This is a genomic window from Microbacterium sp. USHLN186 (assembly GCF_037145155.1).
GTDB lineage: Bacteria > Actinomycetota > Actinomycetes > Actinomycetales > Microbacteriaceae > Microbacterium.
The window spans coordinates 597,427-610,084 of sequence record NZ_JBBCYA010000002.1 but is presented as its reverse complement, the minus strand read 5'-3'; the positions used below and the strand labels follow the sequence as shown (position 1 = coordinate 610,084).

The 12,658-nt window shown below is 71.0% G+C and carries 11 protein-coding genes; 7 read left to right on the top strand and 4 right to left on the bottom strand.

The genetic code is table 11. The features are described 5' to 3' along the window. Positions 1–8 precede the first annotated feature (8 nt). The gene (sepH, locus tag WFG93_RS06970; protein WP_336645583.1) at positions 9–1,031 is read right to left on the bottom strand and encodes a septation protein SepH; all 1,023 of its coding nucleotides are present in this window, start codon (positions 1,029–1,031) and stop codon (positions 9–11) included. Positions 1,032–1,240: 209 nt separating this feature from the next. On the opposite strand from sepH, the gene WFG93_RS06965 reads away from it, so the two are divergent. After that, on the top strand, positions 1,241–1,534 hold the full coding sequence (locus WFG93_RS06965) for a DUF4193 domain-containing protein (RefSeq protein ID WP_336645582.1): 294 nt from the start codon (positions 1,241–1,243) through the stop codon (positions 1,532–1,534). A 90-nt stretch (positions 1,535–1,624) separates the two neighbouring features. Here WFG93_RS06965 and WFG93_RS06960 read toward each other — a convergent pair whose 3' ends face one another. After that, positions 1,625–2,107 (bottom strand): DUF3093 family protein, encoded by a 483-nt coding sequence (locus WFG93_RS06960; protein WP_336645581.1) that lies wholly within the window; start codon positions 2,105–2,107, stop codon positions 1,625–1,627. A gap of 3 nt (positions 2,108–2,110) precedes the next feature. On the opposite strand from WFG93_RS06960, the gene dut reads away from it, so the two are divergent. From dut to dxs, 5 genes are all read left to right on the top strand, one after another. After that, the gene (gene dut, locus WFG93_RS06955; RefSeq protein WP_336645580.1) at positions 2,111–2,560 is read left to right on the top strand and encodes a dUTP diphosphatase; all 450 of its coding nucleotides are present in this window, start codon (positions 2,111–2,113) and stop codon (positions 2,558–2,560) included. Beyond that, positions 2,557–3,144 (top strand): DUF3710 domain-containing protein, encoded by a 588-nt coding sequence (locus WFG93_RS06950; RefSeq protein WP_336645579.1) that lies wholly within the window; start codon positions 2,557–2,559, stop codon positions 3,142–3,144. Before dut ends, WFG93_RS06950 begins: the two co-directional genes overlap by 4 nt. Continuing rightward, the gene (locus WFG93_RS06945) at positions 3,141–3,860 is read left to right on the top strand and encodes a DUF3159 domain-containing protein (RefSeq protein ID WP_336645578.1); all 720 of its coding nucleotides are present in this window, start codon (positions 3,141–3,143) and stop codon (positions 3,858–3,860) included. The genes WFG93_RS06950 and WFG93_RS06945 overlap by 4 nt, the downstream gene beginning before the upstream one ends. Positions 3,861–4,040: 180 nt before the next feature. After that, entirely contained in the window at positions 4,041–6,902 is a 2,862-nt protein-coding gene (locus WFG93_RS06940) for an aconitate hydratase (RefSeq protein ID WP_336645577.1), read from the top strand. Between the two features lie 119 nt (positions 6,903–7,021). Then, the gene (gene dxs / locus WFG93_RS06935; protein WP_336645576.1) at positions 7,022–8,962 is read left to right on the top strand and encodes a 1-deoxy-D-xylulose-5-phosphate synthase; all 1,941 of its coding nucleotides are present in this window, start codon (positions 7,022–7,024) and stop codon (positions 8,960–8,962) included. Between the two features lie 8 nt (positions 8,963–8,970). Here dxs and WFG93_RS06930 read toward each other — a convergent pair whose 3' ends face one another. Both WFG93_RS06930 and WFG93_RS06925 read right to left on the bottom strand, forming a co-directional pair. Further along, on the bottom strand, positions 8,971–10,425 hold the full coding sequence (locus tag WFG93_RS06930; protein ID WP_336645575.1) for a glycerol-3-phosphate dehydrogenase/oxidase: 1,455 nt from the start codon (positions 10,423–10,425) through the stop codon (positions 8,971–8,973). Continuing rightward, positions 10,422–11,006 carry a TetR/AcrR family transcriptional regulator gene (locus tag WFG93_RS06925; RefSeq protein ID WP_336645574.1) on the bottom strand — a complete coding sequence of 195 codons (585 nt, stop codon included), beginning with the start codon at positions 11,004–11,006 and terminating at the stop codon, positions 10,422–10,424. Before WFG93_RS06925 ends, WFG93_RS06930 begins: the two co-directional genes overlap by 4 nt. A 20-nt stretch (positions 11,007–11,026) precedes the next feature. Here WFG93_RS06925 and WFG93_RS06920 point away from each other — a divergent pair, with 20 nt between their 5' ends. Further along, positions 11,027–12,658: an FAD-binding oxidoreductase gene (locus WFG93_RS06920; RefSeq protein ID WP_336645573.1), complete on the top strand. Its 1,632-nt coding sequence runs from the start codon at positions 11,027–11,029 to the stop codon at positions 12,656–12,658.

Genomic DNA, 12,658 nt, shown 5'->3' with positions numbered 1-12,658 from the left:
TCGGCAGCTCACTCGTCGGTGCGCGCCCCGAACACGATCTCGTCCCACGACGGCATGGCGTTGCGGCGCTTGCGGCGCCCGCTGGGCTGCTCGGCGGGCTCGGGGTCGGGCGCCGGAGCCGGTGCGGGCTGCTCCTCCCGCTCGTCGAGCGCGTCGAACAGAGCGATCGGCGAGGGATCCTCGCCGTCCTCCTCGATCAGCGGCGCCGATTCGCGCTGACCACGGCGGCGGCGCAGCGCCTCGAGCAGATCGGCGGTCTCGGAGCTCGTGCGGTGCTCCTCCGGTGCGCGGCGCGCGGCGGCGTCCTGTGCGGCGACGCTGGAGTGCTCGGTGGTCGGGGCCTCGTCGGCGTGCTCCTGCGGAGGCAGCAGGCGCGGGCCGAAGGCGCCGGAGTCGAAGCGGCTGTCGTCCTTGTACGGCGACACGCGCTCCGCGTCGACGGCACGCAGCCGCGGGATCAGACCGTCCGGTAGCGAGCCCTGACGCGACAGCTGGGTGGCGTCGGCGTTGACGGGGGAGAGGGTGCTGCGGCGCGGGTCGAAGATCCAGCGGGCGTCGTGCGAGACCTCGCTCGCGGTGAACTCGAGCTTCACGGTCCAGCCGTGCTCGTCCTTCCAGCTCGCCCAGCGTTCGTCGGTGGCGGCGAGGTCGGCGAGCTTCGCGCGCACGGCGGTGCCGAAGGTGGGCTGGGCGTCGGGCTCGACCTCGCTGCCGATGAGCACCGGCACGGCGAGGGCCTGATTGACGATGTGCTCGCGCTCAGCGAGCACCGGCCCCTCGAAGCGCGCCACGTCGGATTCGCTCACGCCGAGCAGCGCGGCCACCTCGGCCGCGGAGAGTCCTGCGCGGATCTGCGCCTGGATGTCACGCGGGCTGGCGGCCAGACGCGTCGGCGCCGGCTCGGTCTCGCGGGTCGCGCGACGCACCTCCCGGTGCAGGACGTCGTCGATGGGCAGCGCGAAGCGCTGCCCGGACTCGGTCGCGAGGACCAGGACTCCCGCTTCCGTTCCGACGATGGTGACGTTTTCCATACCGATGCCCCTCTGATGGGATGTGCGTTCATGCTGTCATGCGCGAGGGCGCCCGGGCGGGAATACGCCGGGCGTGCCGCGAGTTTCCCCGGACGGACCGACAGGCATTTGCGAAATGGGTCGCAGTGGTGCAAACTATGGCCCGCCGATCACCCGAAATCGGATCCCCCCGCCCCGACACCCGTACCACGGAAGTGGAGATTCACCGCATGGCCACCGATTACGACGCCCCTCGCAAGAGCGAAGACGACTCCGAGTCGATCGAGGCGCTCAAGGAGCGCGTGCCGAGCAGCCAGACCGGCGCCGGCGACGTCGAGGACTCCGACAACCCCACGGGTTTCGAGCTCCCCGGCGCTGACCTCTCCGACATGGAGCTCGATGTCGTCGTGCTGCCCGCGCAGCAGGACGAGTTCACCTGCATGAGCTGCTTCCTCGTGAAGCACCGCTCTCAGCTCGACCACGAGGGCGCGGACGGCCCCATCTGCAAGGAATGCGCCGCCTGACCGCATCCGCACGATCCACGCACGCGCCCCGGCCCTCTCGGCCCGGGGCGCGTTCTGCGTTCACCTGCCGGCACAGCCGGTGGGCCCGGATCAGGCGAGCTCGATGCGCGCCGCGCGGATCGCGGCCGCCAGTCGATCGGGCGTGCGTGACGAGATCGTCCAGCTGTGCACCGGGTCGGCCGGGTCGGTGAGCGGCACCACGACCACGCCGTCCACACCGCCGCGCAGCAGGTTCCATCCGTCGCGGGCGATGCCGTGCGTGCGCCGCACGCGCGCCTGCTCGCCGGTGAAGTGCTCGGGTTCGCCGAGCCAGCGCACGTCGATGCGCGCCCGGCCGGCGTACAGCACGCCATCGGCGACGCGCACGGTGGGCGAGAGCGCGATGCTGAGCGCGACCAGCAGCAGCGACACGACCGCCCCCACCGCCAGCGCGAGGTTCGCGTCGAGCGGTGTGAGCACGAGCGCGACCATGGGTCCGGCCAGGGCGATCGTGACCAGCAGCCACAGCCCCGGGCTCAGCCGCTCGCGGTAGCTCTCCCGCACGTCGGGTCGAATGTTCTGCATTAGCCTCATGGGGTGACTCATTCCGTTGCCGTTCCCATTATCGCCGCGACCGCGCCGGTCTACGCCCACCCCGGGGACGCCGGCGCCGACCTGGTCGCCGCCGAGGCCGTGCGTCTGGAGCCGGGGCAGCGCGCGCTGATCGCGACGGGCGTGCGGATCGCGCTGCCGGACGGGTACGCCGCGTTCGTCGTGCCCCGCAGCGGCCTCGCCGCCCGGCACGGCATCACCGTCGTCAATGCTCCCGGCACGGTGGACGCCGGCTACCGGGGCGAGATCAAGGTGACCCTGCTGAACACCGACAGCCGGGAGGCGTACGATGTGGCGGTCGGCGACCGGATCGCGCAGCTGATCGTGATGCCGGTCGTGCAGGCCCGCTTCGAAGCCGTGGACGTGCTGCCCGACAGCGTGCGCGGCGAGGGTGGATTCGGGTCGACCGGCTATACCCAGGGAAAGAGCGAATGACCGAAGAGATCGAGCCGACGCTGAAGTCCGCGCCCGAGGACCGTGCCACGGCCGGGCCCTTCGACGACAGCGAGGCGAACCCCGTGCGTCCCTACATCGACCTGGGCGGGATCAAGGTGCTGCCCCGGGAAGGGCTCAACCTGCGGCTGGAGGTCGAGGAGCAGACCAAGCGCATCGTCGCGGTCGGCCTCGACTACGCGGGTTCGTCGCTGCAGGTGCAGCCGTTCGCCGCGCCCCGGTCGCGCGGGCTGTGGGATGAGACCCGCGTGCAGCTGCGCGATCAGATCCGCACGCAGGGCGGGCGCGTCGAGGAGCGCGAGGGTCCGCTCGGCAAGGAGCTGCTCGCGGAGGTGCCCGCCTCGGCCGTGGAGGGCTCCGGAATGCGTCTGGCGCGCTTCGTCGGCGTCGACGGACCGCGCTGGTTCCTGCGCGGAGTGATCGGCGGCGATGCGGCATCCGACCCGTCTGCCGCTGAGCAGGTCGAGGACCTGTTCCGCTCGATCGTGGTCGTGCGTGGCGGATCGCCGATGCCCCCGCGCGACCTCATCCCGCTGAAGATGCCCTCCACGCCGGGCTCGGCGTGACCCGCGAGGACGACCAGCGCGAGCGTCCTGCGGAGGAGCCCTCGGCCGCCGACGTGCTCGGCGCGGCTCTGGGCGGAGCGGCCCGGCGCGCCGGTCTCGGCGCCGAGCCGGGGGAGCGCACCCAGCACGTCGTGTGGAGCGCGATGGGCGGCTGGCGCGGTGTGCTCGAATCCGTGCTGCCGAGTCTTGCCTTCGTCGTCCTGTTCACCGTGCGTCCGCAGCCGCTGCTGCTCTCGCTGGGCGTCTCGGTCGGCATCGCCGCGGTGTTCACGCTCGTGCGACTCGTGCAGAAGTCGCCACCGGCCGCCGCGGTCGGCGGTCTGGTCGCCGCCGGGGCGGCGGCCGCGCTGGCACTGTGGACCGGCCGCGGCGCCGACAACTTCGTGCCCGGACTGATCACCAACGCCGTGTACGGCACGGCGATGGTGGTCGCCGCGCTCGGGGGCTGGTCGATCATCGGACTGGCCGTGGGCTACCTGATGGGAGAGGGTACCGCGTGGCGCGCCGACCGGCGCAAGCGCCGGGCGTTCTTCTGGCTCGGTCTGGCCTGGGGCGTGCTGTTCCTGCTGCGTCTCGCCGTGCAGCTGCCGCTCTACCTCACCGATCAGGTGACCATGCTGGGCACGCTCAAGCTGATCATGGGACTGCCCCTGTTCGCACCGATGGTGGCGGTGACCTGGCTGGTCGTGCGGGCACTGTACCCACGCGCGAGATGAGCCCCGGCGGTCGCTGCCCATCTGCTAGATTTATCTTGACATCAAGATAAATGGCGGTTCTCGCCGAGCACCGCTGACAGGGCGCGGACGGTAAGGCCAGCCTTGCTAGCCCTGACGCTCGTTCGGCGAGCAAGATGGAAGGCGCCTGTCGCTCCCATCCGATCAGAAGGAGACGGATTCGTGTCCACGGTGAACAGCTTCGGTGCCAAGAGCACCCTGACGGTCGGCAGCACCGACTACGAGATCTTCCGCATCGACGCGGTGCCCGGTCACGAGAAGCTGCCCTTCTCGCTGAAGGTGCTGCTCGAGAACCAGCTGCGCACCGAGGACGGCGCGAACGTCACCAAGGCGCAGATCGAGGCCCTCGGCTCGTGGGACCCGTCGGCGGACCCCGACACCGAGATCCAGTTCACACCGGCGCGCGTGGTCATGCAGGACTTCACCGGCGTGCCCTGCATCGTCGACCTCGCGACCATGCGCGAGGCGGTCACCGCGCTGGGCGGCGACCCGAACCGGATCAACCCGCTCTCACCGGCCGAGATGGTCATCGACCACTCCGTCATCGCCGACCTGTTCGGCCGACCCGACGCGATCGAGCGCAACGTCGAGATCGAGTACCAGCGCAACGGTGAGCGGTACCAGTTCCTGCGCTGGGGCCAGACCGCGTTCGACGACTTCAAGGTCGTCCCCCCGGGCACCGGCATCGTGCACCAGGTGAACATCGAGCACCTCGCCAAGGTGATCTACGACCGGGACGTCGACGGCGTGCTGCGCGCGTACCCCGACACCTGCGTCGGCACGGACTCGCACACCACGATGGTCAACGGCCTGGGCGTGCTCGGCTGGGGCGTCGGCGGCATCGAGGCCGAGGCCGCCATGCTCGGTCAGCCGGTGTCGATGCTCATCCCCCGCGTGGTCGGCTTCAAGCTGACCGGCGAGATCCCCGCCGGCGTGACCGCCACCGACGTGGTGCTGACGATCACCGACTTGCTGCGCCAGCACGGCGTGGTGGGCAAGTTCGTCGAGTTCTACGGCGCCGGCGTCGCATCCGTCCCGCTCGCCAACCGCGCCACGATCGGCAACATGTCGCCGGAGTTCGGCTCGACCGCGGCGATGTTCCCCATCGACGACGTCACCCTCGACTATCTGCGCCTCACGGGCCGCGACGAGCACGCGGTCGACCTCGTCGAGCAGTACGCCAAGACGCAGGGCCTGTGGCACGACGCAGACAAGGAGCCCTCGTACTCCGAGTACATGGAGCTCGACCTGTCGACGGTCGTCCCCTCGATCGCCGGCCCGAAGCGCCCGCAGGACCGCATCCTGCTCTCCGAGGCCAAGGAGCAGTTCGAAAAAGACATCCTCAACTACGCCTCGCCCTCCGAGGGCGCAGTCGAGGTGGAGGGCACCTTCCCGGCGTCCGACCCGGGCACCGCCCCCGGCGTGGAGCGCGAGCACGTCTCGGAGGAGGGCGTGTCGTACCAGCACGAGAGCGCGCACAACGAGTCGATGCTGATCTCGGGCAGCGACCACGGTGCCTCCAACCCGGTGCCGGTGACGACCCCGGACGGCCAGCAGTACATCCTCGACAACGGCGCCGTCACGCTCGCGGCGATCACCTCGTGCACGAACACCTCGAACCCGTCGGTGATGATCGCCGCCGGCCTGCTCGCCCGCAAGGCGCGCGAGCGAGGCCTCAAGCAGAAGCCGTGGGTGAAGACCACGCTCGGCCCCGGCTCGAAGGTCGTCACGGACTACTACGAGAAGTCGGGCCTGGACAAGGACCTCGAGGGCCTCGGGTTCTACACCGTGGGCTACGGCTGCACGATCTGCATCGGCAACTCCGGTCCGCTGATCGAGGAGGTCTCGACCGCGATCAACGAGAACGACCTGGCCGTCACCGCCGTGCTCTCGGGCAACCGCAACTTCGAGGGCCGGATCAGCCCCGACGTGAAGATGAACTACCTCGCCAGCCCGCCGCTGGTGGTCGCCTACGCCCTCGCCGGCTCGATGCACTTCGACTTCGAGAACGACGCGCTGGGACAGGATGCCGACGGCAACGACGTGTTCCTCAAGGACATCTGGCCGGCGACCGAGGAAGTGCAGGAGATCATCGACAGCTCGATCTCGCGCGACCAGTTCATCAAGCAGTACGAGACGGTCTTCGACGGCGATGAGCGCTGGCGCAACCTGCCGACCCCCACCGGGCCGATCTTCGAGTGGGACGAGAACTCGACGTACGTGCGCAAGGCGCCGTACTTCGACGGCATGGAGCTGACGCCCGCCCCGGTCACCGACATCACCGGCGCGCGCGTGCTGGCCACCCTGGGCGACTCGGTCACCACCGACCACATCTCCCCGGCCGGCAACATCAAGGCGGGCACGCCCGCGGCGCAGTACCTCACCGAGCACGGCGTCGAGCAGCGCGATTTCAACTCGTACGGCTCGCGTCGCGGCAACCACGAGGTGATGATCCGCGGCACGTTCGCGAACATCCGCCTGAAGAACGCGCTCGTCAAGGCCGTCAACGACGGCAGGCAGATCGAGGGCGGCTTCACGCGCGACTTCACCCAGGACGGCGGTCCGCAGGCGTACATCTACGACGCCTCGCAGAACTACCAGGACCAGAACATTCCGCTGGTGATCTTCGGCGGCAAGGAGTACGGCTCCGGCTCGTCGCGCGACTGGGCGGCCAAGGGCACGAACCTGCTCGGTGTGAAGGCGGTCATCTGCGAGAGCTTCGAGCGCATCCACCGCTCGAACCTCATCGGGATGGGCGTGGTCCCGCTGCAGTTCCCGGCGGGCGAGACCTGGGAGAGCCTGGGCCTGGACGGCACCGAGATCGTCTCGATCGAGGGTCTGACCGCCCTCAACGAGGGCACCACGCCGAAGACGGTCAAGGTCACCGCGACGCCGAGCGAGTTCTCGGCCGAGGGCCGTGAGCCGATCGAGTTCGACGCGGTGGTGCGCATCGACACCCCCGGTGAGGCGGACTACTACCGCAACGGCGGCATCCTGCAGTACGTGCTGCGCTCGCTGGTCTGACCCGCGAAGGGAGGGGCTCGGATGCCGTGGCATCCGAGCCCCTTCGTCATCCCGCGTTAGAATGGCGGGATGCGCGCGACCATCCTGTCGCGCGGACGTAGAGTCGCGGAGGAGCGCTCATGCCGATCCTGCCGAGCATCACCGGTCCACGTGACCTCGACGCGCTCTCGCCGGCGGAGCTGACCGAGCTCGCCGCCGAGATCCGCGCTTTCCTGGTCGAGAACGTCGCTCGCACCGGCGGTCACCTGGGTCCGAATCTCGGCGTGGTCGAGCTGACCATCGCGCTGCATCGGGTGTTCTCATCCCCCGAGGACCCGTTCATCTTCGACACCGGCCATCAGTCCTATGTGCACAAGCTGCTCACCGGTCGTCAGGACTTCTCGCAGCTGCGCTCGCGCGGCGGCCTGGCGGGCTACCCGCAGCGGGCCGAGAGCGCGCACGATGTCGTGGAGTCCTCGCACGCCTCCAGCTCGCTCAGCTGGGCCGACGGGGTGTCGCGGGCGCTGACGGCGACCGGACGCGCCGACCGCCATGTCGTCGCGGTGGTCGGCGACGGCGCCCTCACCGGCGGCATGACCTGGGAGGCGCTGAACAACATCAGCGACGACAACGACCGCAATCTCGTGATCGTCGTCAACGACAACGGCCGCTCGTACGCGCCCACGATCGGCGGCATGTCGCGGTACCTCAACCGGGTGCGCACCACCGGCGCCTACCGTGACCTGCACCGCCGCTCCGACCGGCTGTTCCGCGCGTTCGGCCCCCTGGGCCGCGCGGTGTTCCGCGGCGTGCGCGGCGGCACGCACGGCTTCCTGGCCCGCTTCACGAACAACGTCGCGCTGTACTCCAACCTCGACATCAAGTACCTCGGCCCCGTGGACGGGCACGACATCCCGGCCCTGCTCGAGACGCTGCGCCTGGCGAAGGACTACGGCGCCCCGGTCATCGTGCACGCGATCACCGAGAAGGGCCGCGGGTATCAGCCCGCGCGCGATGACGAGGCCGACCAGTTCCACGCGGTGGGACGCATCGACCCGAAGACCGGCGGTGCGCTGTCGTCCTCCTCGGGCACCGCCTGGACGTCGGTGTTCGCGGACGCACTCGTGCAGGCCGGCCAGCGCGACGAGCGCGTCATCGCGATGACGGCGGCGATGCTGCGCCCCACCGGGCTCGCGCCGTTCGCGGAGCGCTACCCCGAGCGCGTCTACGACGTCGGCATCGCCGAGCAGCACGCCGTCGCCTCCGCGGCCGGGCTCGCCTTCGGCGGGCTGCACCCGGTCGTCGCCATCTACGCCACGTTCATGAACCGCGCCTTCGACCAGGTGCTGATGGACGTCGCCCTGCACCGCGCCGGCGTCACCTTCGTGCTCGATCGCGCCGGCGTCACCGGTCCGGACGGTCCGAGTCACCACGGTGTCTGGGATCTCGCGATGCTGCAGCTGGTGCCCGGCATCCGCATCGCCGCACCGCGCGACGGGCAGCGGCTGCGCGAGCTTCTCGACGAGGCAGTGACCGTCGACGACGCGCCGACGGTGCTGCGGTATCCGAAGGGCGACGTGCCCGACGCGATCCGGGCGCTGGAACGCCTGGCGGACGGCACCGACGTGCTCGCGCGTGGCGGGACGGACGATGTGCTCATCGTTGCGATCGGCGCGTTCGCACCGCTCGCGCTCGACGTGGCATCGCGGCTCGCGGACGCCGGTGTCGGCGCGACGGTGATCGACCCGCGGTGGGCGGTGCCCGTGCAGCCCGCGGTGGTCGAGCTCGCTGGACGGCACCGCCTGGTCATCACCCTCGAGGACGGCATCCGCGTCGGCGGCGTCGGCACCCGGGTCCGCCAGGTGCTGCGGGAGGCGGGTGTGGACACGGCCGTGGACGAGCTGGGTCTGCCCGGGGAGTTCCTCGAGCACGCCACGCGCGACGAGATCCTCGCCGACGCGGGACTCACCGCCGAGAAGATCACCTCCGACGTGCTGGCGCAGGTCAGCGGCACGCGGCTGCCGGTGGCCAAGGGAGCCGTGCGCACCGACGAGGACGTGCCGCTGCACGGCAACCGCTGACCTGCGGCTCAGCCTTCTTCCGCGAGCTCGGCGGCGACCACCTGCTCGACCAGCGGCAGCCAGCGACGGCGCTCCTCGTCGTCCAGGCCGATGCGTGTGCGCCGGTCCAGCACGTCCTCAGCGGTGCGTGCGCCTTCGCCGCGTACAGCCCGCTCGGCCGCCGCGCGCACCGACTCCTCGGTCGGCCTCGTCGGCGCGTCGTCCCACGCGCTGCTCGCGGTAGCGACGAGCGGCAGCGCGGATGTCGCACTGGCGGGGGCGCTGATGCCGCGGATGCGCAGCGCCAGGTCGACCGCGTCCTCGGCCATCCGTCGGTAGGTGGTCAGCTTGCCGCCGAGCACGGTGATGAACCCCTCGTCGGACACGGCGACCAGATGCCGGCGCGAGATGTCGGCGGTGGACTCCGCGCCGGTGTCGACCAGGGGGCGCAGACCGGCGAACGAGCCGCGGATGCTGCCGTGGCCGATCGGCTCGGTCAGCACCCGATTCACGCTCGCGAGGAGGAAATCGACCTCCGCGGCGGTCGGAGCCGCCGTGCGGGGAATCGGGCCGGGAGCATCCTCGTCGGTGAGGCCGACGATCACGCGGCCGGAGTGCTGCGGCAGCGCGAACACGTACCTGCTGGTCGAGCCGACCCTCGGCACCATGAGCGCGGCGGCGGGGTACCCGAGGTGGGCGGCGTCCAGGACGACGTGCGTGCCGCGACTGGGGCGCACCGCGATCGACGGGTCGAGCCCGCCCGCCCACACCCCGGTGGCGTTGATCACGCTGCGCGCCCGCAGCGTGAGAGTTTCTCCGGTGATCTCGTCCACCGCGTCGGCGCCGTCGCCGCGGAGGACCGTCGCGCGGACCCGGGTGAGGATGCGGGCTCCGCAGGCGGCCGCGGTGCGCGCCACGTCGACGACCAGGCGCGCGTCGTCGACGAGCTGACCGTCGAATGAGAGCACACCGCCGCGCAGCCGCTCCGCGCGCAGGGCGGGGACCAGACGCAGCGCCGTGCGCGGTGACACCGGCCGCGGCGCGGGCAGGACCGTCCCGGGTGTGCGGGCGTACCGTCGCAGCAGGTCGCCGAGGCACAGCCCGAGCCCGCCCGTCACCCGCTGTCCGGCGGTCACGCCGGGCAGGAAGGGCAGCAGCTGCGGCATCGGCCGGATCAGATGCGGTGCGATCACCGTCATCAGCAGGTGCCGCTCCCGCGCGCTCTCCACCGCCGTGGCCACGTCACCGGTGGCCAGATAGCGCAGCCCGCCATGCACGAGCTTCGAGCTGAACCTGCTCGTGCCGAACGCGAGGTCCTCCGCTTCGATCATGGTGACCCGCAGGCCGCGGCTCGCGGCATCCAGGGCGACGCCGGCCCCGGTGATCCCGCCACCGATCACCAGCACATCGGCGGTCTCGTCGGAGGCGCGACGCAGATCGAACCGGCGACGCGCCGGGGTGAGATCCGCGTCGCAGGAGGTCATGGTCGCAGATGCCCATCCAGGGCTGCGCGCAGCTCGCTGTGCCAGGCGTCCTCGTCGATGAGGTCGGCGACGGTGCCGTGGGAGAGGACAGCCGACTGCGCGATCATCAGGAGCATGACCGAGATCTGCCGTGCGTCTCCGCGACGCGCCGAGCCGTCATGTTGCGCCGCGGACACCGCGTCGGTCAGCCAGGCGAGGATCATCCGCTGGCTCGCGCCGACCCGCTGCAGTGTGTACCGCGTGAACACTTCGGGTTCGTCCTCGAGCAGACGGGCGAAGACGGCGTCGGACCGGAAGCGGCCGATGAAGCGCAGAATGTCATCGACCACCCCGGCTCGCCCGGGTGGAGGGGGCGTCAAGTCGGCGAGGATCGAGACGATTCGTCGCAGCAGCGCCGATCGCACCACGTCGTCGGCGTCGTTCCAGCTGCGGTAGATGGTCGGCCGGCTCAACCCCGATCGGCGGGCGAGCTCCGCCACGGTGAGGCCCCGCACGCCCCGTTGTGACAGAAGTCCGTCCGCAGCGTCGAGCACCCGCTGCTGCGTCGCATCCCACGTCGGCATCGATTGACGTTCTTCCATGATGTGTCACACTGTAACGCATGACGAGGGACATGGTCAGCGCGGACCCGGTCGGCCCGCCGCGCTGGAACGGATGGGGTGACCCCGACCGCGCGGTGACGCTGCCCGGCGCGGTCCGAGTGCTGCTGCCGGTGCTGCTGGGCCGCATCCGCCGTCCCGCTCCCGCGGCGACCCTCGCCGAGGTGCGTCTGGCGCCCTCCCGGCTCACCCCGGCGGACCTGGACGCGCTGCGATCCGTCGTCGGCGCTGAGGCGGTCGACACGACGGACGAGGCGCGGATCCGCCACGCCGGGGGCCGCTCGACGATGGATCTGCTGCGACGCCGCCATCCGGAGCAGGCCGCACCGGATGCCGTGCTGCGCCCCGCCGACCACGATCAGGTCGCCGCCTGCCTGCGATCGGCCGCGCAGCGCGGTGTCGCAGTCGTCCCCTACGGAGGCGGAACGAGTGTGGTGGGCGGTCTGGACCCCGAGCGCCGTGCGCACCGTGCCGTGGTCAGTCTGGATCTGCGTCGGCTGAGCGGCCTCATCGCGCTGGACGAGGTGAGCGGTGAGGCGGTCTTCGGTGCGGGAACCGCAGGCCCCGAGGCCGAGGCGCTCCTCGCCGCGCACGGTCTGGAGCTCGGCCATTATCCGCAGAGCTTCCGCTACGCCACGCTCGGTGGCTTCGCCGCCACGCGGTCGTCGGGGCAGAACTCCGCCGGATACGGACGCTTCGAGACCATGGTCACGGGACTGCGTGTTGCAGCACCCGGCGGCGATCTGGACCTCGGCCGCGCGCCGGGCTCGGCTGCCGGACCGGATCTGCTGCGCCTGTTCCTCGGATCGGAAGGCGCTCTCGGGGTCATCACCGAGGTGCGAGTGCGCGTGCACTCCCGTCCGAGCGAGCGCATCGTGGAGGCGTGGCGCTTCCCCAACTTCACCGCGGGGGTGGACGCCCTGCGCCGGGTCGCCCAGCAGGGCACCGGAGCGACGGTCATCCGTCTCTCCGATGAGTCCGAGACGGCGGTGAGCCTCGCGCAGATGGGTCGGATCGGACGCGCACTGAGCCGCGGGGCCTCGGCGGTGACCGTGTTCGAGGGTGCGGATGCCGCCGGGCGCCGGGAACGCACCGCGGCGGTCCTGCGGGTGGCCGGCGGAACCTCCGCCGGGGAGCACGATGCCGATGACTGGCTGCGCTCGCGCTTCGACGGCCCGTACCTGCGCGACGCCCTGCTGGATGCCGGAGTCTTCTGCGAGACACTCGAGACCGCGGCGAACTGGAGCCGCCTGCACGCGCTCAGGGGCGCAGTCGACCAGACACTGCGACGCGGGTTCGCGGATGCCGGCGCGAGGCCGTACATCATGTGCCATATCTCCCACATCTACCCGACCGGCGCCTCGCTGTACTTCACCGTGCTGGCCGGGGGGATGCCGGCGGACGCGCTGACGGCCTGGCTGCGGATCAAAGCCGCGGTGAACGACGCGATCATCGCGGCGAACGGCACCATCACGCATCATCACGCGATCGGCCGCGACCACGCGCCGTGGCTCGCCGACGAGATCGGCGAGACGGGCGTGCGCATCCTCGCCGCCGTCAAACGCGAACTCGATCCGAACGGCATCCTGAACCCCGGAGCGCTCGTGGCGGCCGTGTCGCAGAAGGGGTCCTGA

Coding starts and splice junctions, on each gene's coding strand:
- WFG93_RS06960 (WP_336645581.1), bottom strand. CDS start 2,107: ATGAGGCTAATGCAGAACATTCGACCCGACGTGCGGGAGAGCTACCGC.
- WFG93_RS06965 (WP_336645582.1), top strand. CDS start 1,241: ATGGCCACCGATTACGACGCCCCTCGCAAGAGCGAAGACGACTCCGAG.
- sepH (WP_336645583.1), bottom strand. CDS start 1,031: ATGGAAAACGTCACCATCGTCGGAACGGAAGCGGGAGTCCTGGTCCTC.
- WFG93_RS06930 (WP_336645575.1), bottom strand. CDS start 10,425: ATGACCTCCTGCGACGCGGATCTCACCCCGGCGCGTCGCCGGTTCGAT.
- WFG93_RS06950 (WP_336645579.1), top strand. CDS start 2,557: ATGACCGAAGAGATCGAGCCGACGCTGAAGTCCGCGCCCGAGGACCGT.
- WFG93_RS06925 (WP_336645574.1), bottom strand. CDS start 11,006: ATGGAAGAACGTCAATCGATGCCGACGTGGGATGCGACGCAGCAGCGG.
- dxs (WP_336645576.1), top strand. CDS start 7,022: ATGCCGATCCTGCCGAGCATCACCGGTCCACGTGACCTCGACGCGCTC.
- WFG93_RS06920 (WP_336645573.1), top strand. CDS start 11,027: ATGACGAGGGACATGGTCAGCGCGGACCCGGTCGGCCCGCCGCGCTGG.